This window comes from Neobacillus soli NBRC 102451, assembly GCF_001591665.1.
Taxonomy (GTDB): domain Bacteria; phylum Bacillota; class Bacilli; order Bacillales; family Cytobacillaceae; genus Neobacillus; species Neobacillus soli.
Genome location: NZ_BCVI01000073.1, coordinates 1 through 24,761, shown reverse-complemented (window position 1 = coordinate 24,761; position 24,761 = coordinate 1). Strand labels below are relative to the sequence as shown.

The following is a 24,761-nucleotide window of genomic DNA, read 5'->3' as shown; positions in this document are numbered from 1 at the left end:
TTTGCTAAATAAGAATCACCTAAAAATATGGTGTTTTATGGTAAAATTAAGGTGTAGGAGGGGTTGGGGATGAACAAAGAAATTGAAGAAATCATTGTTAAAACGTTTTTTATTAAAAGACTTCAAGAAAGAGTTCTTTTTGATTTATCTTCAAGTAAGAAACGCCGTGATAGGATAGCAAGGTTAGAAAGTCCTTTCGACTGCCTTCGTAAAGAGTGTATTTTCGAATTACCCAAACCTAATTCCGACCCCGAAGATATTGAAAAGTTATTAAAAAAACAGGGTGCAGGGAATTTGTGCTATGTAATGACTTCGATTATTAGTGATATGGATGGGAAAGAGTTTCCACTAACGGAAGCCTTAGAACATTTAATTTGGTGTGGAATGCCGTTCTTAATTTCCTGTATTCCCGATAAACTAGCATACTTTCAAGGGGAACAGAGTTACGGTCCACCCCGAAGGTTTATTTTAAAAAAGCAATAGGTAACTCTTACTAAGCTAACGGGGGCTTTACTGGAACAACGATATTGTCTTTTTCTTCTTCGTAACGATGCAGTTGCTTGAACGATGAATTTTAAATAAGTGTTATAATTTTTTTAAAGATTTAGTGGAGGAATAAAAAATGATAAATATTGGGACAATCATTTTTCAGTTATTTTCAATACTCATACCAGTGGCTTTTATTGTTCTTATTGTCCTATTCTTACGGTCGTCAAAGAAAAGAGATGAACGTCTAAAAAGGATAGAGGAAAAAGTAGATAATTTAAAAAAATGATAATTAAATTTTTTATTAAACCAAAGGTGGTTTCTTTTAAAAAAGGAATGCACCTTTTTTTCTTATTCAAGTAACGGGGCAGGTTAGTTCAACAATATTTTGTGAAAAAAGGAAAAAGAGAAGTTATGTCGAAATTATAAAAAACTATTTTTATATGGGTCATGTTTGTCGATTTCAACACTTAAAAAAAAGCGGTTTTTTATCATTCTAAAGTACACTTTAAGTTATTATCCATGGGAGGAATAATTTTGGGGAAAATGTAAAGTAAATGGTCTTTGTTTTTAACCATACTGGGAGTTGTATTGATATGGATAGGACTTGTTTATATTCAACATATATATGTTATATTACTAGGAGTTGCACTTTTTATCATTTCAATAATTGTAAGCCTTATATCCTTATATAAACGTGAGACTGGTTTTATAAAGTTTATATCATTTCTATTCTTGATACCGATAATTCCATTAGTAATTTTTATATACTCTGGACAAATTTAATCCTAAACATATTTACTTCAACTTGGGCAAGAGTTAAACAAGGTGGTGCTGCGGAAGCACTGTTTTCTTTTTATACTAAAGAAGCAGGCTAGTACAATATGGTGATTAATTTTTCAGTGAGAGCAGAGGTTGAGTATGAAACAATTATTTTTGTCATTAAAAGAAGCAGGTTTAATGTTTAAAGGGCATACAGAACAGGGAGAGGTTGATTTCATTCTTCTTGAAAACTACGAGAATGGAACGACAACATCAGTGGATGTGAATACATTCGAAACACTTTTCGGGGATGTAGAAGGGAATCCGACCTATGAATCCTTGTCGGTTTTTCATACTTTTAAATTGGAAGCTACTCAATACACTATGACTGCTGAAGAAATGGGTTATCAAAAGTATTTCGACCAATGGAAAGAGCAAGGATTATTTAACTAACGGATCAGGTTTGTTGAAGAAGGTTTTAATGGATATATGGAGAATTTTAAATCGAATATGATTTATTTGTGAGGAGATAAAATGAAAAATAAAGAGGTACAGGAATTTTTTCTATCTGCGTTGAAATATTGTAGCATTATTGAAAATTTCGACTCCAATAAGGAAAACAATAAATTTAAAAATCTCCTTGTTTCACTTCTGGATTTGTATTCAAAAGCACTATATCTTCCCGAAGTTGAACCAAAAGATGATAAAATACCCGACTTTGACACTTCTGTTCCTAAAATAAATTTCGGACAATACAACCATTATTGGGAAGTTTTTAACCCGTATCACTTAGAGGAACCTGTGGGTGCAAGTCTATCGGATGACACTTTAGATATTTATAAAGACGTTAAAAGAGGGATAATTTTATACGAAAATAAAGAATATTTAGAGGCTATATGGGAATGGAAATGTAATTATGAAATACATTGGGGCAGTCACGCTATTGATGCAATACGTGTATTACATTCAGTGAATTTTAATAGTGCTTATTAAGCTACCATGAAAATAAGTTTCTTCAAGAATAGAAAAATGACAATACTAAAGAAGACCCTGCTCAATCGTTAAAAAAAAGAGGAGAGCGCTAATTAATAATTCTATGAATTGGTTGACTGGATTAAGGTCTGTATCAGTATTGACACTTCCTAACCATTTTCATTCTCTGTGGTGCAGCGACGATTTTTCCGCTGCATGGATGGCTAACGGGTGCGTTTCTACAATATGTGGAGACGCATTTTTCTTATTGAAGTAACGGAGCAGGTTACTTTAAGAAACAGCCTCTTTCGGTGTTATAATTTTAATAAGAAATTCTCAAATAAAAGGGGAAAATGAAAAACAATGGAAACAACTTGTAATTTAGGGGAAATAGAAATCCTCCTACCAGATGCATCAAACTCATATTTCTTTATTGATGAGGATTTAGCTGAATTGTTTAAATTGGAAACAAATAATGAGGCATTAAAACTTCTTCGCAAAACAGCAAGAGAAAAGATGGACCCCAATATATACAAGCATATAGGGTTTGATTACGAATCGAGTGCGGTTATTATCCGAACAACTAATGCAGCATTGATATTAGAAATAGTCTTAGTTATAAACGAACTTGCCAATGTGAACTTAACTGCGGACGAAATAAACGTTACCAAAAATCAATTACTCTCACATAAAAGACCCAAGAAACAAAAATGGAAAGTGGGAGATATATTTCAAATCCCACTAGAGGATGGCACATACGCTTTTGGACAGATAGTTTGGAAAAACTATACACAACCTGTTTGCGGGTTGTTTGATATTAATAAAAAGGTTGTCCCAACTTTAGAAGAAATTATTGACAATCCCTTTATTTCGATACTAACATTAACCACTACTTCAATAGATAATCACAGTTGGAAGGTGATTGGTAATATGAATGTGGAGATTCAAAAAGACGAAGTTCCAAAGAGTATTGATAACGAGAGTTTTAGTAGTGGACTCCTCCAAGACTTAGCCAACGCCTTTTACGGAATTACGCCGTGGAACATATACGCTGAGGAGGATTGTTTTGACCAAATGTTATTACCCGCAGTGAAACGTCCTTCAACTGCAAAAGTTTTATCGTTATCCGAAAGAAACATTTATCGGAAAGAGAGAAAATGGAATTAAGTATGTTTGCTAAAGCATATTGTGAAACAGTGTACTTACACTAACGGGTAGCGTTGATCCAAGAAGGATTAACGCTTATTTTTGTTGAACTTTACTGAAGTAAAGAGCAGATTAGTTTATGAATAAGTTGATGAAATTTATTGAAAAGTTTTATATTTAATTATATGATTATACATAGAATATCTATATACATAGAATATTTATAATACAAAATAAAAATAAGGAGATTACAATGAAAAGTAAAATATCAATACTTAATGTGTTTCTTATATTGGGACTGTTATTTGCAGGAATTATTGCATATGGAGTGTATTGGGTTTTCTTTGATTGGAGCCGATTTAAAGATGAATTAATCAACCAATCTACTTCTCCAAATGGTACATATACGATAAATGCTTATCTATCTAATGGTGGTGCAACAGTTTCGTATGCAGTTTTGGGAGAATTAGTCTTTAATAAAGAAAATAAAAGATCGAAGAAAATATATTGGCAATATAGAGAGGAAAACGCAAAAATAGAATGGATAGATGACAATACAGTGATTATAAATAACGTGGAACTGAAGTTACCTAATGAAACTTATGATTATAGAAGTGGGATAAAATAATTATTAAAAATTATTTATTTGAAAGAAAAAGTAATATTTGGGCTAGTGAAAAGGAGATAAAGTTTGATGATTAAGAGGAAATTTTTAGTCCTTTTATTTTTAGTAGCTAACCTTTTAGTCTTACTGTCACCATTTTTCAGCAAAAATTGCGTAAGCAATTACGATGATCTAAAAAATGCTGCATTTGGTTTTCCGTTCCCTTTTGTTAATCAAGACCTATCCAGCTATGACCCACCATTTCCATATTTTATGTCTATTTCTTCTCCCTGGGAAAATCCTATGTCAATAAATCTGTTATCTTTAATTGCCTCTTTGTTTGTTGTAAATGTGCCAATTTATTTTATTTACTATATATATGGTTTACTCAGGAAGTAATTTTTCATAATTTTCAGCACTCAGATCTAAAGTGTCTTATTCGACTAACGGAGCAGAAGAGTTGAATAAGACTATCAATTGATGTTCTGTTTCTTTTGTTATTAAAATCAGAAATTTAAAATTAAAGTTTTAGTTATTGTGTTATTATTTGGTTAAAGTGATTGTACTAAAGGGCATTTAACGAATAATACTTTTAAAGATTTAAACAAAATTTAAATCAAGGGGTGGTAAATATGTCTAAAGAAGTTATTGCCATAGTCGCCATAGTTTCTTTTGCAGTATGGATTGCGGTTTCCCGAGAAGCTGTAAAACCTTCAAAAGAGATAAATTGGCGAAAAATGATAACCTTACTCTTTGCGGGAACTTTATCGGCATTTGTTATAACCATTTCGCTTTTTCAAAGCCTGCCGTTTTAGTTCTGTTAACGGGTGCGTTTCTACAATAAGTGGAGACGCATTTTTCTTATTGAAGTAACGGGGCAGGTTAGTGGAATAATGGCTTTCATATATCTGGTACACTCTTAAAGGAGATTTGGAATACTCCTCTAAAAAACAAAAAGCTACCGTACTTTGGTAGCTTTATTTTTCTTTAGTCTTGAGAAAGCTTATCCCTATTTAGTGCACCAGGAGGTTTCTCCATCCACTCATTTTTTATCATAAAGGATTTTATATTTTTTTCATATTGATACACATCTGCAATTATCTTTGTATATGTAGTTTTTAAATCTTTTCGGATACTTACTGCTGCACTATACCCATAACTGGCGATACCATCACGACTAAGTTGGTCTAATAGATAAGATATTAATTTATCTGAAAAAGGAGATGTTTTACCATCCAAAACATTCGTATCCCAAGTCATTGAAATAGGCAAATCATTTTGAACTAAAATATCACCTAATTTGTCTATAATATTTAAAGATAATTCTTTTCCATGTTGCAATAAACTCATTAATTGCTGATTAGATGTAGATTGAATAAATCCAATTAATAAGTTTTTACCAATATAATTCATAAAAACATTTTTGTGTAGCTCATTTGCTTCTCTTGCCGTTAATTCTCTATTATCATTAAAGAAGTTACCCAAAAATCCTTTATCTGCAATTGGGTTTGTTTCATGAGTGGAGGTAATTGAAGGAGGTCTTACAAATACTCCCTTTTCCAATAGAATAGTTGTTGTACTTTCAAATAAACTTGAAATGTTTTTTAATTGTTCATGGAAAAAATTACGGATATCCTCCCTTACTGAATCTGATAGTGCCATACTTGTTAAGGACATTCCAATTTTATACATATTATTTAAATAAAATAGTATAAAAACATCCGTATACATCTTAGGGGCATTTGGGTTTAAATCATCTTTAAAGTTAAAGCCATTGGGGATTGGATAGTTTTCACTTCGTAGAACAGATTCAAAAAATTGTACAGCAGATTTAGAAATAGAACCCGCCTCACTACAAAGAGATTTAACTTCTTCTAATTCTGTTGTTAAGGTCAGATACTCCAAAACAACATTTGACATACTATTATTCATTAACTGTTCCCAACAGTGTGCTAACTCACCCGCAGTTAACTTTGCTGCCTTTTTATTATCCATATAATCAATTCCTTTTTAAGATTAATTTTATATTCTATAACAAGTATCTGGTATTTTTTTATCAATTATGTAATATTGCATGGAAAATTAATAATTTTTTGGTTTGACAAGGGAGATATCATAATTAAGAGGGCTTTTCAAATATTCAGCTACTAAAATGGGGGACTTTAAAAAAAGTTTGTGAAATATTGTACTTAAACTATCGGGTGCGATAGTGAAAAGGCAGCGGAGTATCCGTTGCCTTTTGCCATCCATTTTTAAAAATACTTTCTGTAAAATTCTCTTCTAACGCTTCCACTTAGCTGAGCATAAATTCTGGTGGTCTCGCTTTTTTCGTGTCCCAGTAAACTTTGAATAACATCAATGGGAGCTCCGTTGTTCAATAGGTGTGTAGCATAGCAGTGGCGTAGCTGGTGTGGATGAATTTCTTTGTTGATCCCTGCCCGACTTGATATTCGTTTTATGATATATCTCATTTGTCCAATACTCATTCTATGTGGGTGCCGTTCAGTAACAAAAATTGCTGGGTCTTTATCCTGGCGAAGGTCTAAGTATCGGTTGAGCCATATTTCACACCGTATATTAAAGTAGACCTCCCTTTCCTTATCACCCTTTCCAAGGACAATAGCTGATCGATTCGACCAATTAATACAATTTTTATCAAGAGAAACAATTTCTCCTATTCTACAACCCGTTGAAAACATAAATTCAAATAATGCCTTTTCCATTGGCGTAATGCACGCTTCCCTCAAATGTTCTATTTCTCTTTCTATTAAAAATTTTGGAATCCGTTTTCCTTGTTTAGGTTCTTTGATTTTCGCAGCTGGATTTTTCGGGATATGCCCTTCCTCGTGTGACCAACGAAATATCGATTTAATAAATCGAATTCGATGAGTCAAACTTGATGGCTTTAGGTGTTCGCTTGATTTTGCCAAGTATTCTTTCAGCCGATCAGTCGTCAATAATTCAATATTTACATCGTTAGAGTATTGGATAAGTAGCTTAGATTGGAGCTTATATGCTTTTAATGTCTGAGGGGAGAATCCTTCAATCTTTTTATCCGATTCATATAATTCCCAGGTTTTTGATAATAACAAAATAATATCCTCCTTTTTTCGGTTATATTGGAGGAATTATTGCCTTGATTGTTGAATTGGAAACGTAAGGTATTGAACTATCGGTCAGTTTAGTAGCAGAAGGTGTTTAGAAATATTAGTAGAATTAATATATTAAAACTTTGTAATAAAGGGTGGTATTTTTGGTTGAAAAATTCATTGAAGTAGAAAATGCTATGCTTTGGACTAAAAAAAGGGGAGACGGAATCCCTGTTATTTTAATCAGCGGAGGACCTGGAACATGTAATTATTTAGAACCTTTGTCAACTCTTATAGAAAATTTTTGTAAGGTTATTATGTTTGACCCAAGAGGCTGTGGTCGCTCCACTTATGATGGAGAGGGGTACGACTTAAAAATATGTCTTCAAGACATAGAAAGAATTCGATGTGAATATGGGATTGAAAAGTGGGTCGTAATTGGTCACTCTTGGGGTGCAGATTTAGGACTTGCATACTCTCTTATATATTCTCATTCTATCTTAGGGTATGTTTCTATATCTGGAACTGGAATTCAAAATGATCGGGATTGGAAGAACGCTTACAATCGTAACAAAGCAGAAATGGGAGAAGTAATTCCAGACTTTGAATACGAGGATAATAAGATTGTCCACCGTTCACTAATTGATTCTTGGAGGCAATATATAAAAAATCCTAACTTGTTAAAAGACATCTCACATCTTGAATTACCCTCTCTGTTTATCTACGCCGAAAATGATATTCGACCATCTTGGTCAATTAAACAAATTTCAAACCTTATTAATATTTCTAAGTACATTGAATTGAAAGGGGCTGAGCATTATATTTGGCTTACCAAGCAAAATAAATTAGGAGAAGTTCTTGGAGATTTTATAAAAAAATTCAAATGATTTTACTTCAACATTGATGCTCTCCCCTTCTTTCTTTAGTTAATTAACGGGTGCTTTTGTTTAACAAAAGGTGTGCTGCGGCAGCCATTTTTCTTGTTCCACTCCCATGAAAATAAAAACTGAAAAAGGGCATGAAAAAATAGACCCAGAAAAACCAGTTTTTAAAAAAAGGCTGAGCCTCTTGAAGGATCGTATATAAGATTGGCTGGTAAAACGACTTGTGAAACCTTTCTACTTAAAATGAAATCAGTTAAAGCTGGCGCAACAACCAGAAAAAGGATTAATCTCCCATGAGTGCTACCCCTAAAGGGTGCGACAGTCGGTGGTACACCGTGGTCGTTGGAGTCAGACTAACGGATGGGCTCAAAGGCACCATAGTTCAAAGACCTTCTTCGCCAGTCATTAAAACATTATCGACATATAGACCAATTTTCATTCTCTGTGGTGAAGCGCTGATTTTTGCGCTTCATGGATGGCTAACGGGGGCTTTAGTTGAAGAAGCAATTGAAAATATACATAAGAAATGGCTCAGTATAGTGAACTGAGCCATTTTATTTTTAATATCAAAATCAGAGGTAAAACACAAGACGAATTTGGTTACATTTTTTTGATTGCCTTTTCGAGTTCGAAAGGAAACGGAACCCATTAGTAATCTTCCCTCTATTTTAATATAATCATAAATCAAGAAGCCACCTTTACTCTTTTGAATCAATGAGACCCAGAATATTTAAATACTGCTCGACCGCAGAAACTAGATATTTTCTAGAACTTTATTTAACATTTCACAACATTGTTTAGCAGGTAAAAAATATTGTAAAATGATAATCCGCAATTAGTGAGCGGTTTCAAAGGCAATATTAAATAAAGTTGTAAAATAAACTCCTCAAAATGTGAGGAGTTTATCCCTTATAATACTCATCTATTTCAATATTAATGATATGCTTTACAGCTAAACTTATTTTTGAATTAGCTAATGAAGCCACTTTTCTAATTTTATTTGGAGTAACAGAATCATCCTTTTCTTTTAATACTTCGATCGCCCAATGTACGCGGCGCATTTGGAATTCTTCAATAGATTCCACTTCTTCCTCTAGAACACCTTTAGTTAAAGGCATCTTATTTAATCCATATAGAATAACAGAATATTTACCAATTTTCTTTCCGACAGATGCAATTGTTATACGTATTGGTCTTTCTGTTGTATTAATACTTTTCATTTCACTAATTACATCTAGTAGCAGCTTGGAAATCTCACTATCTCGTTGTTCCCAGCTTATATATTTACCGCTATTGCTAACCCTCTGATTTTCAGGTGAATTCTCTTCTAGCCATTTTCTATCCTGTCGATAAAGCCAAGCAAATTCCTTTTTTGCTAATGAACGTAAACCTGTTTTATTCAATTGAGGATTTTCATTCACCACTTTTAGCCATTTCAAACGATATTGTTTTTGATTGTCAGGAGAATTTTTTTTCACTTTGTCTGATTGTTTATCTTCGAATTTTTTTAGCTTTCTTATTACAGTTAGTGGAGTTACCTTTAGGAGTAACGAAATTTCTTTAATGGTCTTTTTTTCATTTTTTCTTAATCGAATAAGCTCATTCTCCCACATAGGACCATATGACTTAATTAATCCTATGTTATAGAAATCATCATGATTTTCGTCAGATTGCCTCCGTGAATAAACGAAACCACAAGAACAAGTAAATGTTCCGACTAAATGACCTTGAGTCCCCAATTTCACTTTACAATCAGTTATCACCTTTTCTTTGTAATGGTTACTTGCCGCATTAAAACAGAGCCAAGGACCTTTTCCAAAGTTTTTTTCTGAATCGATTGGTGCCAAGAAAAATTCTTTTAATTTATACCCAAGAAAGTTAATCAATAATATGTGCATTAGAGGGTGAGAATTTGTTCTTGGTCGAATTAAATTATCTATCCAATTTATATTACTCGATTTATATATGTTGCATTTCATTTGATTTAAGAAACTGTTTCCGTAAAAATAGTAAAATGATTTTAATAACTCTGTTTTACGCACAGTACCATTGTAATTAGCTAATCCATTTTTCTTTAAAAATGAAGTGTATTTCTCACCAAGTTTCTCTAGTCCCAATACAGGTGAATCACTTGACAATAAATCATATACAGCCTTTGATATTTTTAAATCATTTTTTGAACATTCTTTCAGAAACATGATTGGGATACTTTTTTTAATCAATTGTTTGGTCAATGGATAAAGAGATTGACGGTTTCTTTTGGATGTGAAAGGGATAGAGGATTCCATCAAAATCTCGTCATGCAGCGGACATACATTTACTCCATAGATTTGGTGAGTTCTGTGCCAGTATGCTTCTCCATATAGTTCGATATTTTCATTGCAACATTTTAGGCAGAAACGTAGGTACTCTGGAAAAGGTATTTTGCTTTGAAGAATACCAGCTCGGTTTAGAATAGATTTATCTTCGGAGTTAATCATCCCTTGTAGAATCTCGTTGTTCTGTTCCTTTGACCAAAATGGAAGAAATAAGGGGTAAAAGGTATGATTATAAATTAAATACTTTGATGTTATATTGCTATCAATGAATAGCTTATTACAAATTTGTTGTAATCGATTGGGTAACACCGTAGATATTGTTACATTACTCCTGCCAAACAAATCATCAATAGTATCTGAAAAATATGGATTTCGACTCCATAAATGATACCGAGAAATAATACTGTATAACAGTTCATCTGGATATAAAGAAGAAAAATTAGGAATTGTCTTCACCACTTTACATTTTTCTTTATTACTATTATGTACAATTTACCAGTTATATATTCGCAATTCTTTGGACAAACTAATAAATTCATAAAAAAACAAGCCGCATACACGACTTGCTTTCAAATAAAAGTAAAATATATAAAAAGTATAAGTGCAAAAACATTATTGTGGTTTTTATAAATGACTTTCGATAAGTTCCTCCATTTCTTTAGTAAGTTGCTGGTTTTTTAAACTCGCTTTTGCCAGTATTTTTGACTTTGCAAATTTTTCATTGTTTTCTTCCATCTTCATCAATACCCACATAAGTCTTCTGATACGGAATTGTTCTGTATTTTCAATAACAGATTCGAGACATTTTTTTGTTTTTGGGAGATGGTGCTTATTTCTGGATAAAAATTGTTTATAGCGAAGACGGTCGCTAATTGCGGTCGCTGTTATTCTTTTAGGTTTTCCGTTTTCTAAAGCAATAGATTTCACTATATTAGGAATTTGAGAAACGATTTCCATGTCTGTAATGTTCCAATCTTTTGCTATCAAAGAAGCATCTGAATTATTGGGGACATGACTTCTTTTTTTTATTGGGGAATGCAAGGTTAACCACTCTTTGTCATTTCGGTATAACCATTTAAATATAGCGTTGGCTATGCCACGTAGCTCAGTTTGTGTCTTTTCTGGAAACTTTGTGAGTAGATTAAACCACTCTTTACGATAATTTTCCTTCTGAAATTGAAACTCATCGGTTGAATTGTTTTGTATGACTAACCTATTAAAATGTTTTGATAAGGTTTCACGGTCCATTTTGAATTCTTTTGCTAATTTTCTAAATGATTTATTTTCAATTAACCTAGAATCCATTAATTTTTGTTCCCATACTCGACCGAACGATTTAACATAGCTATATCTATATTTATCTGATTGTGTTTTATCAGGTCCATTACGTGTATAAATAAATCCACAAGAACAGTGAAAGATACCACCAGGCTTTCCTGTTTTTTCATTTCCTTTTATTCTACAATCTCTAATAACTGGTTGAAGATAATGTTGTGCAGCTGGATTAAGACATAGCCAAGGACCTTCACCAAACGGCTTGAAACTTGTCGGTCTTAATTCAAAGTAATCTTTTGGGGTATATTTCAAAAATGATATTAATATCAAATGTTTGATGGGATGGACTGGTTTTACATGCTTTTTAAAAATACCTCTAATCCAACTGCTTCTTTGTTTAGGGTCAAGATTACTCTCCATATCCATTAAAAATTCTTCTCCAAAGAATTCAATGATTTTTGGAATTAATTCCTTAAATCGAATTTTCTCCTGATAGTTCATAAAATTGGTTTCTTGCAGGATGGTTTTATAATGCGATTTTATGTCTTCTAGATCTAGTGTAGGGGGATGGTTGTTTAAGATCCAATGGACCCCTGTTGAAATTAAGTAGTATAGGTGTTTATTTGGTTTAGAATTAAAAACATCTTTCCCTTTATCAACAATCTTCCTAGAAAGTGGTACTAGTTTTTCCGTAGAATGTTTAATAGTGCTTTCTATTAACCAAACATTATGCTTCGGACATACATTGACACCAAACACCTGATGTGTTCGATGCCAGTATGCTTCTCCAAAACCTACTTTATCTTCATCAAAACATTTTGGACAGAAATATAAATATTTTTTCCTTTTTTCTATATGTCCCATCGTTGTCTGAATTTGATTACTTTGCACATTATTACTCATTAAAGTTTCTAAACGATTAGCACGCTCGTTCTGTATAAAGGGACGGAACAGAGGAAAAAAAGTTGTATGATTAACAAGATAAATAGGTGTAATCATATCATCATTAATTCGACTAGCTAATATTGACAATCTTGAAGGAAACCCTGCTAAAGGTGAAAAATTCTTTTTACCAAACAACTTTTCCATTGATTCATCCCTTAATCGATTCCTACTCCAATTATGATACCTTGAAATTACACTATAAAACAATTCATCAGGGTAGGGTGTCTTTATCATAGGAAGCATTATTTTTCACCCTTCTTCAATATTTGAAAGAAACTAAAGGACTAAAAAATCCTTTTTTTCTTTTTCCTTTTTTAATGTTTCACTCATTTCTTCTGAAGATAGCCGTGCTTTTTTAGTAATTGGTTTTTCTTTAACTTCAGTTTCTTTTTGGCTTACATCGTCATATATTTCTTCCATGGTCCATGATTCTTTTTGGCTTACATCTTTATATATTTCTTCCATGTTCCATGCTTCTTGCATTGCATACCGTACTGCTTCTTTAAAATCTTGACTGCTGGACATTTTTGCGACTGCTAATTCTGCACATTCTTTTACGATTTTTACATTACTAATTCCTGCTTGAATTAATAATTTTGCAATTTTAAGTACAGGACTTTCTTCAGAAGATGTTTCTTTGTCCTGTTTTAAATTAGTATTTTGTACTGTTTCTTTAAAGTTCTTTTTCATGTCTGGAGTTGGAATATCTTTATACCGCATTAATTTTTCTGCCTGTCCATTTTTTATTGCATTTAAGATAGGTTTAGCTAACCTGAATTTTTTTCCCGCAACATCTCTGATTAGCGAAGCAGAAATTTTTTCATTCTCTTCGCCAATTACTTGCCATTGAGTAAGCATATATAATTTTATAGCAAAATCAGGGATGCCTTGAGTACAATCATAAATTGCCTTTTCAATTGCAGGGGTTAATGGGTTTTCTTCCTTGGTCCATTGATACTTCCAGATACCCCTTACAAAATCGTCCCATATTTCATTTTTAGGATAATTAAGCCAAAGATCTGTTCCAAACCCTTCATTACGTCTTGCGGTCGCCAAATCATCAAAAAGAAAAAGAGAAGCAGGTGTTCCAACTAGAATAACTGGTAACCCAATTGAATTGATTAATTTAATAAAAAAATTCATCATTGCCTTGGAACCACCTTTTACTGCTTGGCTCAAAAATTGTATTTCATCTATAACCAATACACCCAATCCAAAAATATTGGCTAAATGCCCCATTTCAACAACCAAGGTATCAACATTGATATGCTTTTTATTAAACTTTTTATAATAAGTTTCACCTGTTAATTCGTCCAGATTTTTGAAAAAATCTAAACATAATCCCTTAAGTGATCCATTATATGGACAATTAAGTTTCATCCAAACAATTTGCGTTTGATGATTTAAAACTGCCCCGTTATATTCTTTGTGTTTTATTACTTGAGGATATAGCCCAAGAACGCTCTCAACAGCAGTTGATTTTCCTACACCACTCAAACCCATTAAGGCAAATCCCGAGGCTGTTGAACGAATTCGTGGTTGATATTCATCACTAGTCCAATCAAGATTTTCAAAAGATTCTACCATTTGACGCTTCCATTCGGTATTCAATGGATTTCTTGCTTTATAGCCTTGTCGAAGAGCAATAGAGATACTATTTTCAAGCTGAATGTGTCTTGGCATTGGTTTAATATAATCAGCTAAACTCCAAACAGCGTGAATTCTATGATGATCAGGTAAATTACGTTCATGGGAATCAAATAATGGTTTTCTGCTAATTCTAGATGCCGCCTTTGAAATGTCATATATCTCAGGCAGCGCCTCAATATAAGGATTATGTTTATACTGTGATATCAATTGTTCCTTGTACTGTGCCTTAATGACATTCCCGTTAACTAACATTAATTCCCACTCCTTAGAAGTTTGTTAATTTTCGATGTAGAGATTGTTCTTTTGATAGTAACTCTTCAATCTTTTCTTCCAATGAATTGTTTTCATTCATGATTGATTTTGACTCGTTATTTTGAAGTAAGTCTTGAATCATTACAGCTTCTTTATCATTTTCTTTTTTTCTTTCTAACTTTTTATTTTCCTCAATACCATTAAGCTTTTGTTGATTACTTTGTTTTGGAATCGAAGGAATATCTTTACTTGCAATTGCTTCAGTAACAATATGGTCTAAATACGCATCAAGGTTAATTTCATTTTGAAGTCCTTGAATCTCATAATCAAATTGCTGTTCTTTTTCCTTACCGTACAAATCTTCGATTTCGTCGATTGTATAGTTGTTATATCGATCATGATGGGGCAAAAGTTGACAGGGTATAATTTGCTTCCCATTTTCTAAAATGATATACAGGTCACCAGCATTCCGTGGGTCATAAGCAATAGGAACTTGCCAACTACCAGAGGCACCTGCTTTGTCAAACCATTGTTGTTCAAGTGCCACTTCAGAAGTATAACTTCTACCTTGAAAAATTATCCCATCGCGTTTAACTGTTGCCTTTTCTCTTGGTAAAAGATTAATTATTACACTTTTCTCAGGGAATTCTCTTAAATTTGTGCCTCTATTTTTTACCCCCCAATTCCATAATTCAATAGGTATAGGTCTAACCCCATCCTTTGTCATTAGTTCATCTAATTCATACTCTTTCATTAATCTATTATTGAGAGTTTCAATTACCTTTTTCACTATATCAGTGAATTGATCAATATCTAGAATAGCATCCAAACGGTGGTCAACCTCACCTCGTTCTTTATGTCCTTTTTTAACTGCACCTGGCAGCATTCGGGTTTTTTTCTTTATCAGGTTTATGTGCTGTTCAACCATACCTTTCCAGTCAGCTCGATAAGGAGGGGCATTTTTTACACGTATATCGAGTATTGATTCGGAAAGATTGTCAGAATTTAAGCTAATAAACTCGGATCCTCTATCAGGAAGTATTGACTTAGGAATCAAACATGTTTCTCCACTTTCATAACCAAAGCTACTAATAATCTTGGAGTTTTTAAATGCATCTAATAAAGCTAATTGGACTCCTTGCCAACTTGGCGCGTTCATTCTTACATATGAACCAGCAATAAACCTGCTGAAAACATCCTGAACTATATAAATGGTTGGTCTTGATATAATTCTTTCACGGTCATAACGATTTACAAGATAAACATTTCCTTGTGTTGCATCAATCTGAAAAACAGAACCTGGTGCCATTTGATCATTAACGGAACTCCCTAAAACAGGTCTATGGCTTAAATTATATCGTTTTATCCCTTCACGTCTTATTACGGTTTTCCTTAGATCGATATCTTTATATACATGATACTTGTAGGCTTCTAAGGTAGGAAATCGACCTTCTGGATCAATGATAGGGGCAGAAACCCCTTCGATGATTTCATGTCCTACATTAAAATACTTACGGAGCATATATCGATAAGCTTCAGGAAGAGTAAGCTTATTTGTGGTTTGATAATAGTCTCTAATTGATTTTTTAATATATCCTAAAGTAGTTTCATCGACATTTATTCCAACATTTCTTGTAGTATCCTGCCGCCCCCTTTTTGGTATTGGTTTCCCTTCTTTTAATGCGTTTTGTTTCATTTCTTCGGTTATTATTCTACTTTTCCCTTTTCCTCCGCTGTTTTCATAAAGTGGGAAAAGGGCATCCACAATCTGTCCACCTCTCCAATACAGTTTTAAATCAGCATAATAGGTTCTAGTTGAGACATGAGTTTTTTCAGATAACTCCTGAATAAGTTTCGATCGTAAACTGGGGTCATAAATATCGGGCTTATCTTCAGCTAGAGACTTTATTCTTTCCCATCTTTCATCTCTTTTTTTGACATGATCCTTATAAAAGGCAGATTGGGGATCAAAAATTCGGTCAAAAGGATTTACTGAACGTTTTAAGGCTTCTTCTTTAATAAATTTTTCGTATTCCTTCAATTCACGGTAATCAGGGAAGTAATAAACATTATTATCCTCTGATAAACGTACAACGATTACGGTGTTTTTCTTACGATCGATCCATAAAATTCTTTCGAAGATTGTTTCATTATTCACTTCATATTGATAGACACTGTTTTCAATGAGAATCATTCAATCATTCCTTTTTGATTTGCTTGGAATAAATCTATATTTCGATTAAACACAAGAGGTTTTGATGTTGTTATTCTTTTAGTCATATCAACTTCCCAATAACGATTTGCAATTAAATGCTTAACTAACTGAATAGAAGAACCTGGTTTTAATCCCAATTGATCGTCAGTAAATAGACAAGCTTTAGCTAACGGCATGGAGGAATTAGTTAGATTTTCACTTAAAGTTAGCTCTGTAAAAAATAATTCTTCGTAGGTGTTAACTGGCAGAAAGTCGAATTGCCTAGCTGACCAAAACCATTCAACGTTATTAGAAATTTCTATCGGAATATCTTTATCTGTTATCACAGTAAAGTCAATTCCTTGGCTATGCCAAAATCCCCTTTCAATAAATGTTCTTCTTAAAAAGCGGGTCTGGTTTAATCGATTATACGGTGTTACTGAGTATGCCTTTTTAATATTTCTGCTGCTTTCAATATCATAATCCACCAAAAAATCAGTCGTCATTACGATGTGTTCACCTGATTTCTTTTCCTTTGGATGTTTGAAATTAAATTGTTCAGCTACTTCTATTGTTTTTTCGATTGGTAAAAGCGGGTACCGTTCTCTTATGTCAACAATATTTGGCGACCATTCGAGCCAAAAGAAAAATGACAGTTCTAAATTGGAGAGAAAATGGTGAGTTCGATTAGTCTTCCAGCCCTTAATACGATGGCTAAATCCACTTGAGGATATATCTCGTATTGTTAACCAAGGTTTATACTCTTCAACAGTACCTTGTCCGCGACCTTGTTTTTTCATCACATCAATTTTTGATGAAGTAATATATCTGCGTTTAAACAAAGATGCTACACCTTCCTTTGTGGTTAGTTTCCTTCTATATTAGCTAGCTTGCTAGCATGCTAGCTTGTTAGTTTATTTCTATTATGGGAGCAACTAGTATTTTTTATACTATATTCCTCGGCTGTCCTAATCAGTATAGCTCAATATTATTCAGTAACCGTATTGGTAATTAAAGGAAACTCTTGATATTATTAAATTGATAATATAAAATAATTAACCTTAAAAATAACAAAAAAACCCTTGATACAATTGGTCTTATCCTCAGATTACGCTTTTTAAAATTTTCCTCTTTAAACCAGTTAATTTCCTTTAATTTCCTCGTTACTCACATGGAAATTTAAATACTCTTGTTCATTTTAATTCAATTTCGTTTTACTCGACCGCAACAATAAACAAATATATGTCCATTTTATAAAATAAGCGAAAATAAGATTATTTTGCATTATTAAAAAAACAATCGGCGGCTAATAATTTTTCCTTTTTTGATATTATGGTTAAACTTTTACTAATAGAGAAAGTAGTGGAGGTATAAATTGGTGTTTCGTACTCACATTTCGAATCGTTACTTAAAAGAGGATAAGGTTATTAAAGCTAAGACTTAGTGGGAGTTAGATGAAAAGGTAAAAAATCAAAAGCTGCGATGGAAAGAAAAAGAAAAGCAGGTAAAAGAACAAAAGCAAGTTGCGAAAATAAAAGAAAAAGCGATATCTGATACTAAGAACGCATTAGATTTAATTTACCAATATCAAATTCTGCTTCAGTCCTCTTTAAGGGAACATCATATTCTAAAATGGGACGAGTTATATAACCATGATTTCTACCAAGAAGTGGAACCCAAATTAGAATCATTTATAGAACGTGTAAATGTACCGAAGGAAGATAAATTCATCGAGTTTTTTTCATCTTCGGCAAGAAACAAAAGGATTGAAAAACAAAAAGAGGCGGAAAGACTTTATTTTGAAGCATATACAGAATTCCAAAATGCAATAAATGAGTTAATAAATGTTCAAAAAGAAATGAACCATTCAGTCAATCAATTTAGACGAACGTACGAAGGAGCAATACCGCCATTTGTCGAGAGATATTTTAGAACTGTAATAGAGAATTCAAAGTATCCAGATGGTATGTCAAAGCATTTTGATATTCAATACTTATCCGATACCAAATCTTTAGTTGTAGACTTTGATTTACCACATCCTTACACCCTACCAAATGTCATTGAATATAAGTTTGTCCATGCACGTAAAGAAATAACATCAAAAACAATGAAGAAAAAAGAATTTGAAGAATATTATGAGGATGTAATTTACCAAATAACTATTCGCAACGTATATGAGTGTTTAAGTGCTGATTACGCCAACACGGTCGAGTTAATAGTGTTTAATGGATGGATACATGGTGTAGATACCTCAACTGGTCAAGACTTTCATTCGTGTATAATTAGCCTTCAAGCAACAAAAGATGAATTTTTATCACTCAACTTAGAAAAAGTGGTTCCGAAAGATTGTTTTCGAAATCTTAAAGGATTGAATGCAGGTGCATTATATCAATTAGCTCCTGTACGACCAATTCTAGAACTAGATCGAGATGACAAACGATTTGTGGAATCAAAAGAAATTCTTGCTGGAATCAACTCCATTCCCAATTTAGCAGCGATGCCATGGGAAGATTTTTAACATCTAGTGAGAGAACTATTCTCCCGTTATTTTTCGACCGTAGGTGCAGAGGTGAAGGTGACAAAGGCAAGTCGTGATGGAGGAATTGATGCGGTTGCATTTGATCCAGATCCAATACGCGGTGGTAAATTCATTATTCAAGCAAAACGATATAATCATGTAGTTCCTATTTCAGCAGTGCGTGAGGTAAATGGAATTATGGCGTATGAAGGAGCAATCAAAGGAATCTTGGTTACGACTAGTTACTATGGGAATGATTCGAGGGAGTTCGCTAAGGGGAAGCCACTAACTCTTTTAGATGGTTCCAATTTGATTAATATGTTTAAAGACTATGGCTACAACGTACGCATCGAATTAAAGAAAAAAGAAAAAGCTAATTAATATTACCGAATAGGCAGGTAAAATGGCACTATTTCCTGAAGTAGAAAAAGCTTTAGGTACGTGTCTTTTTTTTTGTATCCGATTGAAATGTTAGCCTTCCAGAGTTACAACAAGGAGTGTATGGAAATTTATATCACTATGCCTCTAAACGTGAGGAAACGCGGAAAGCACGACTAATGGGTACAACGAAGTTTCGTACGGAGGAATCAAAGGTAAATTTCAATATAATAGATATTATCCTTGTTGATTGGTAGGATTAGGGGATTTTGTAATAGTAAGAAAAGCCCTATACAACAAATAATCCTAATTGATACAAAAGGATAAATTTTGTTTCAAGCAAAATAAAATTCATTTTCAAGTAATTTAACTACAAAGAGAAACAGTCTCATATCGGTAGTAATAATAATTTACACCTATGTATAAATATGGGAATTCATGGGTATATCTATTTCTATAAATACTTTTATTGGGATGGAGATGATTATATTAATTATGGTTAAAAATCAAACTATATGGCGGCAAATTAATCCTCAACTTAACTCCCATCCTAATAAATCGTTAATTTATTTTTTAGCTCGACAAACTTGTATCGAACCTATCTTAATGCATGGATTGTTTGAGCAAGGAATCAATACGGAAGAGCGAGTATGGAGCTTTTTATATCCTTCCATTAACGATTTACACAATCCTTTTTTGTTAAATGATATGAAAAAATCCGTATTTCGGATTATTCAAGCGATGAAACGAAATGAAACCATTTTAATCTTTGGCGATTATGATCTAGATGGCATCAGTTCTTCGACACTTATGCATCAATGCCTAAAATACTTTGGTGCAAATGTGTCCTTTCGCTTACCACTAAGACATGAAGGGTATGGTATTTCACCTAAAGCAATAGAGGAAATTTCAAATCTGGGTGTTTCACTTATTATCACAGTTGATAATGGTTCAAGCGCTCATGAGGCTATGAGAATGGCAAAAGAAAAGGGAATTGATGTTATTGTAACAGACCACCATGAAATTTTAGGTGAATTCCCAAACTGCTATGCTTTTATCAATCCGAAAAGATTCGATAACACATACCCTTACACTAACCTCTCTGGTGCAGGTGTTGCATTCAAACTTGTTCAAGCTTTATTTCAAGCAACTTCCAATTTATCTTGGGAAAAACACTTTCATGATTATATTGAAATGGCGACCTTAGGAACAATAGCAGATTTAATGCCACTAGAAGGCGAAAATAGAGTAATTTGTTCGTTAGGTCTTTGTAAAATGAATAACGATCCTAGCCAAGTATTAAAGAAATTATTTGGCTTACTTAATCTCTCATACGTTGATAGCACTAAAATAGGATTTCAAATCGCTCCCATTTTTAATTCTGTTGGGCGTATTGATGATCCAAATAAAGCAACAAAGCTATTAACGAATACAGATACTAGCGAGGAAGAATTAAAAGAATTAATTGCAATCAATCGCAAGCGCCAATCCTTAACCACTGAGCAATACCAACAGGCTGAACAAGACATTTTAAAAAATGGTTGGGATAATGAGAAAATAATCGTTGTACACGGAGAATTCCACAATGGTATTATCGGGATAATTGCCGCGAGAGTGGCTGAAAATTTTCATAAACCCACAATTGTGATATCGCAATCGGGGACTGGTTCTGCAAGAACTGTTCAAGGTTCTAATTTTTCAATCATAAATCCGATAAAACAATGTTCTCAGTATTTAAAAAAGTACGGTGGACATCAAGGCGCTGCTGGATTGTCTATTGATTTAGAGAAAATAGATTTATTTAGGAAAGCAGTTCAATTAGCAATAATGAATGATTCGGAAATTAAACCAATGATTCAATATACTAATCAGTTTGATTTGATGAAATTTCCTGTTGAACTTTTTAAAGACTTAGTGGCATTGGAACCTTTTGGAATAGGAAACCCAAAACCAATATTTCATTGCCCGCCCACCCAACAATTAAGCAACTTTGAACTATTTGGAAATAACAAAGAGCATGTAAAGTTAACTATCAATAAGAAAAAATTATTAGCATTTTCAAAAGGTCATCATTTCAAAAAACAATGGACCACTCTAGAATTTTTATATACACCTAATTGTTGGAAAGAAAAGAACTTTCTTATTAATGACCTTCGAATATTTTAAAATAGCACCCAAACAAGAAGCTTCCGTTATTCCAATTTATGGGGTATATCTTAATTAAATGTAATACATTTAGCTTCATAATAATTATCAGAATAAGCTTTTTCCGTTTATCCTTAAATGAAAAACAGCTAAATTTAAGTTTAATTGAAAAATACTAAGTTTCTCATCACTACATGGCTTCTTACAATATTTCATTAAAGCAAGTTGCGGGGTTATTTGGCTTTACAGAGAGGACAACATTGAAGTTGGTTGAAGCAGGTTTGTTTACCAAACCAAGAGTTGAAAAATTAAACAATAAAGCATTTGCATATCGATTTGATAAAGAGAATTTACTTCAAATCAAAGAGTCTTTTAGGACTTTAGAACAGCTTATACAAGAATATGGAGTTACGGAATCGTTGGTTCGAAATGCAATTTACAGAAGGAAATTAAAGAATTATTTAACTGGTATATGCAGGAAAACTTTTGTCAAAAAATGTGAATTTGAAGAGTATATGAAAAGGAGAAAATGTCAGTGATACCAAGGGCTTTTTCTTTTTTTTGTAAAAATTATATTTTATATTATTATTTTAATAATATCAATGGTTTCCATAATATACCTCTGTGAAAATAGTGAATTCGTCGTATAAACTGGAATTGTGTTGCACAGACGACGTATAAAACTTCGAAGTTGCGCCCATAAAGAAAATAAACTGGTAAGCTAGCAAGCTAGCACAATAAGGAGGAAGCCATGAGAATTTATGTAGGTATAGGAACAAAGTATGTACATCTTAACCGATCCTTTGAAATTACAGAGGAAATTGAACCAAATGTTATCTTGACAAAGGATTTAGAGTTCGAAAGTTTGAAAAAGAAAGTTACTATCACGGACATTTATAACTGGATGGAGGAAGGGGTTCTTGAGTTACAGAATCAAAATGAAAAACAGAAGAAGACCTTCGACTTTTCGGATTTTTCTATGCTATCGATTGAACAGCAGGAAGGTGCCAAATTTCGCCATTTTGTTATTGAACCACTATTAGTTGTGTCTGATAATACATTAAAACCGTATATTAAGGGGCGAATAGAGCAACTAGAAAAGCTGGGTCACAAAGTCTCAGAAAGATCAATCTACCGTTGGCTTGGTGCATTTCTAGAATCAGATGGAGATATTCGATCTCTTGTAAGTAATAAGCATAATTCTGCTCCTAAAGAAAAACGGCTGCATACAGAAGTTGAGTTAATTATCGAGCAGGTATTAAATAATTCTTATAAAAGGAGAGAATTAGCTAACCCAAAAAAAGTACATTATGAAGTAGTGAATGAAATTCATAATAGAAATAAAGAGAGTGAGGCGAACGAAAAACTCCCTTATCCGTCCATCTCGACCATAAGAAGAAGAATCACTGATTCAGATTCGTATGAACGAGATAAAGTAAGATTAGGACACGAAGCTACTAGAAAAAAATTTGCGTCTGCAAGGTTATTACAACCAGCCAATCGCCCTTTACAAAGAGTGGAAGTAGATCACACTAAATTAGATTTGATCTTGTTAGACGATAATGATTACCCGCTAGGTAGACCAACCCTTACAACAGCCTTTGATAAATTTACAGGAAATCTTTTAGGCTTTTATGTTGGGTTTGAGCCACCATCATATGTGTCCGTTATGAATTGTCTTTTGCATGCATCTTCTCCCAAAACGTATATTAAAAAGCTTTATCCTAGTGTTAAAAATGAGTGGTTAGCCTTTGGGTTACCAGAGTTTTTAGTTGTAGATAGGGGAAAAGAATTTACTAGTAAGCACTTAATAGATGCATGTTTACAATTAGACATTAATTTAGAATTCACAAAAGCTAGAAGCACTTGGAAAAAGGGTATTGTCGATCGTTATTTTAAAACATTAAATGAAGGGTTAATTCATCAACTGCCTGGTACAACTTTCTCTAACATATTAAAAAAGGGGGATTACGATTCAGAAAAAAAGGCTGTAATGCATCTAAATTCGTTTTTGGAACTGCTTCATATTTATATTGTGGATGTTTATTCACAGAAACCAAGAAGTCTAAATCGTCCAGCACCAGCAAAAATGTGGAAAAAAGCCATGGAAAATGGATTTACCCCATCAATCCCTTCTACAAAATTGGATTGGAAGGTAGCGTTAATGAAAATTGGAACATCTTCTATTCAAAACACTGGAATCCGCAAGGCTCACTTGTTTTACCAATCTAAGGAGTTAAGCGAACTTAAAATTAGATTGGTTATGAAAGGGAAAGGTACGAAAGTTACCTACAAATATGACCCTAGTGATATTTCAAAGGTTTATGTCTACAATGAATTCGATAAGGACTATCTTGAGGTGTTTTGCACCAATCAAGAATATTCCCAAAATCTAAGTGAGTACGCTCATCAAGTATTTGTAGATGAAACGAGAGAAGAAGAAAAAGCAAGTTTTAAGATAGAGGAGATTGCTGAGGCAATAGCCAAAATTGTACAAAAGGCACAAGAGGAAATTCAAAGTAAAAAAGATAGACAGAAACAAGCCAGGATGGAACAAAAAGGCTCGACCGCAATCATTGAAAAAGTGAAAAAAGGGACAATAGCAGTCACTTTTGAAAAAAAAGAGGAAGGAAAGGAAATGGTGAAAAAAGAAAAGACGGAACATTATTACAACTAGGAATTAGGCGTGGATATTAATTGGGAGGTTTCTTATGACTAACAGAGAAATATTTCGATTAATAAGCAAGGATGAAAAATTTAAAAGAGTTGATTTTTTACGTATCAACCATCCAGATTTTAAAAAGGGATTAGAACTAATTGCAAAGTGCCATCGGGCAAAGTTTAAGTCGGCTGATCCTCAATGCATGTTGATTACTGGAATCGTTGGGCAGGTGTCAGCATATCTTTCATTCTGCCTCTGCTCGATTTGAATGGCAAACAAAAATTGTAATAGGATCGAAGTATGGTGATTGCCATTTGTGCATATTTTGGATTTAAATTTGAGTAGATATAACTTTTCCCATCACCACGAGCGGTCATCAATGGTCTTTCCAAAATGGATAACCGCCTCCAAGAAAGGATAAAACGAAATAGATTTATTAATCCCCTAATAAGATTGTATATTGTGAGGAGTTTCACTTAAA

Annotated in this window: 21 protein-coding genes and 1 pseudogene; 14 read left to right on the top strand and 8 right to left on the bottom strand. The window is 33.1% G+C overall.

All coding sequences use genetic code 11. The features are described from left to right. Positions 1-69 precede the first annotated feature (69 nt). From BSO02S_RS23350 to BSO02S_RS23320, 7 genes are all read left to right on the top strand, one after another. Positions 70-483, top strand: coding sequence for a hypothetical protein (locus BSO02S_RS23350; protein WP_066073440.1), 414 nt, complete (start codon positions 70-72; stop codon positions 481-483). Between the two features lie 924 nt (positions 484-1,407). Then, the gene (locus BSO02S_RS23345) at positions 1,408-1,701 is read left to right on the top strand and encodes a hypothetical protein (protein WP_066073437.1); all 294 of its coding nucleotides are present in this window, start codon (positions 1,408-1,410) and stop codon (positions 1,699-1,701) included. A gap of 81 nt (positions 1,702-1,782) precedes the next feature. Then, the gene (locus tag BSO02S_RS23340) at positions 1,783-2,241 is read left to right on the top strand and encodes a DUF5063 domain-containing protein (protein WP_066073434.1); all 459 of its coding nucleotides are present in this window, start codon (positions 1,783-1,785) and stop codon (positions 2,239-2,241) included. Positions 2,242-2,583: 342 nt separating this feature from the next. Next, positions 2,584-3,387, top strand: a complete 804-nt coding sequence (locus tag BSO02S_RS23335) for an Imm26 family immunity protein (protein ID WP_066073431.1) — start codon at positions 2,584-2,586, stop codon at positions 3,385-3,387. Between the two features lie 232 nt (positions 3,388-3,619). Continuing rightward, entirely contained in the window at positions 3,620-3,994 is a 375-nt protein-coding gene (locus tag BSO02S_RS23330) for a DUF5412 domain-containing protein (RefSeq protein ID WP_066073428.1), read from the top strand. Between the two features lie 66 nt (positions 3,995-4,060). Further along, on the top strand, positions 4,061-4,369 hold the full coding sequence (locus tag BSO02S_RS23325; RefSeq protein ID WP_066073426.1) for a hypothetical protein: 309 nt from the start codon (positions 4,061-4,063) through the stop codon (positions 4,367-4,369). A gap of 233 nt (positions 4,370-4,602) precedes the next feature. Continuing rightward, on the top strand, positions 4,603-4,785 hold the full coding sequence (locus BSO02S_RS23320) for a hypothetical protein (RefSeq protein ID WP_007085679.1): 183 nt from the start codon (positions 4,603-4,605) through the stop codon (positions 4,783-4,785). 172 nt (positions 4,786-4,957) lie between these two features. Here the strand turns inward: BSO02S_RS23320 and BSO02S_RS23315 are convergent, their stop codons facing one another. Both BSO02S_RS23315 and BSO02S_RS23310 read right to left on the bottom strand, forming a co-directional pair. Next, complete coding sequence (locus BSO02S_RS23315) at positions 4,958-5,965, bottom strand: DUF3231 family protein (protein ID WP_066073423.1); 1,008 nt, start codon at positions 5,963-5,965, stop codon at positions 4,958-4,960. A gap of 257 nt (positions 5,966-6,222) precedes the next feature. Beyond that, the gene (locus BSO02S_RS23310) at positions 6,223-7,062 is read right to left on the bottom strand and encodes a tyrosine-type recombinase/integrase (protein ID WP_066073420.1); all 840 of its coding nucleotides are present in this window, start codon (positions 7,060-7,062) and stop codon (positions 6,223-6,225) included. A 161-nt stretch (positions 7,063-7,223) separates the two neighbouring features. Between BSO02S_RS23310 and BSO02S_RS23305 the strand changes: the two genes are divergently transcribed. After that, entirely contained in the window at positions 7,224-7,946 is a 723-nt protein-coding gene (locus tag BSO02S_RS23305) for an alpha/beta fold hydrolase (protein ID WP_235846995.1), read from the top strand. A gap of 899 nt (positions 7,947-8,845) precedes the next feature. Here the strand turns inward: BSO02S_RS23305 and BSO02S_RS23295 are convergent. The 5 genes from BSO02S_RS23295 to BSO02S_RS23275 all read right to left on the bottom strand — a co-directional run bounded on the left by BSO02S_RS23295 (position 8,846) and on the right by BSO02S_RS23275 (position 17,419). Next, the gene (locus tag BSO02S_RS23295; RefSeq protein WP_084375152.1) at positions 8,846-10,720 is read right to left on the bottom strand and encodes a TnsD family Tn7-like transposition protein; all 1,875 of its coding nucleotides are present in this window, start codon (positions 10,718-10,720) and stop codon (positions 8,846-8,848) included. A gap of 165 nt (positions 10,721-10,885) precedes the next feature. Continuing rightward, positions 10,886-12,715, bottom strand: coding sequence for a TnsD family Tn7-like transposition protein (locus BSO02S_RS23290; protein ID WP_235846996.1), 1,830 nt, complete (start codon positions 12,713-12,715; stop codon positions 10,886-10,888). A gap of 42 nt (positions 12,716-12,757) precedes the next feature. Then, positions 12,758-14,383: an ATP-binding protein gene (locus BSO02S_RS23285; protein WP_066073408.1), complete on the bottom strand. Its 1,626-nt coding sequence runs from the start codon at positions 14,381-14,383 to the stop codon at positions 12,758-12,760. A gap of 13 nt (positions 14,384-14,396) precedes the next feature. Then, positions 14,397-16,577 (bottom strand): TnsB C-terminal domain-containing protein, encoded by a 2,181-nt coding sequence (locus BSO02S_RS23280; protein WP_066073405.1) that lies wholly within the window; start codon positions 16,575-16,577, stop codon positions 14,397-14,399. Next, positions 16,574-17,419, bottom strand: coding sequence for a heteromeric transposase endonuclease subunit TnsA (locus BSO02S_RS23275; RefSeq protein ID WP_066073403.1), 846 nt, complete (start codon positions 17,417-17,419; stop codon positions 16,574-16,576). Before BSO02S_RS23275 ends, BSO02S_RS23280 begins: the two co-directional genes overlap by 4 nt. Positions 17,420-18,246: 827 nt before the next feature. Between BSO02S_RS23275 and BSO02S_RS23270 the strand changes: the two genes are divergently transcribed. The 6 genes from BSO02S_RS23270 to BSO02S_RS27330 all read left to right on the top strand — a co-directional run bounded on the left by BSO02S_RS23270 (position 18,247) and on the right by BSO02S_RS27330 (position 24,548). Next, positions 18,247-19,095, top strand: a complete 849-nt coding sequence (locus BSO02S_RS23270) for a hypothetical protein (RefSeq protein WP_066073400.1) — start codon at positions 18,247-18,249, stop codon at positions 19,093-19,095. Positions 19,096-19,101: 6 nt separating this feature from the next. Continuing rightward, positions 19,102-19,476 carry a restriction endonuclease gene (locus tag BSO02S_RS23265; RefSeq protein ID WP_084375150.1) on the top strand — a complete coding sequence of 125 codons (375 nt, stop codon included), beginning with the start codon at positions 19,102-19,104 and terminating at the stop codon, positions 19,474-19,476. 435 nt (positions 19,477-19,911) lie between these two features. Further along, positions 19,912-21,639: a single-stranded-DNA-specific exonuclease RecJ gene (gene recJ / locus BSO02S_RS23260; protein ID WP_235846994.1), complete on the top strand. Its 1,728-nt coding sequence runs from the start codon at positions 19,912-19,914 to the stop codon at positions 21,637-21,639. Positions 21,640-21,878: 239 nt separating this feature from the next. After that, complete coding sequence (locus BSO02S_RS23255) at positions 21,879-22,157, top strand: hypothetical protein (protein WP_066073389.1); 279 nt, start codon at positions 21,879-21,881, stop codon at positions 22,155-22,157. Positions 22,158-22,483: 326 nt separating this feature from the next. Further along, positions 22,484-24,295: a TnsB C-terminal domain-containing protein gene (locus tag BSO02S_RS23250; protein WP_169802791.1), complete on the top strand. Its 1,812-nt coding sequence runs from the start codon at positions 22,484-22,486 to the stop codon at positions 24,293-24,295. A gap of 34 nt (positions 24,296-24,329) precedes the next feature. Beyond that, on the top strand, positions 24,330-24,548 hold the full coding sequence (locus BSO02S_RS27330) for a hypothetical protein (RefSeq protein ID WP_066073383.1): 219 nt from the start codon (positions 24,330-24,332) through the stop codon (positions 24,546-24,548). Here BSO02S_RS27330 and BSO02S_RS26655 read toward each other — a convergent pair. Further along, positions 24,490-24,687 (bottom strand): annotated as a pseudogene (locus BSO02S_RS26655) (hypothetical protein); the annotation flags it as partial. The gene BSO02S_RS27330 and the pseudogene BSO02S_RS26655 overlap by 59 nt on opposite strands. Positions 24,688-24,761 lie beyond the last annotated feature (74 nt).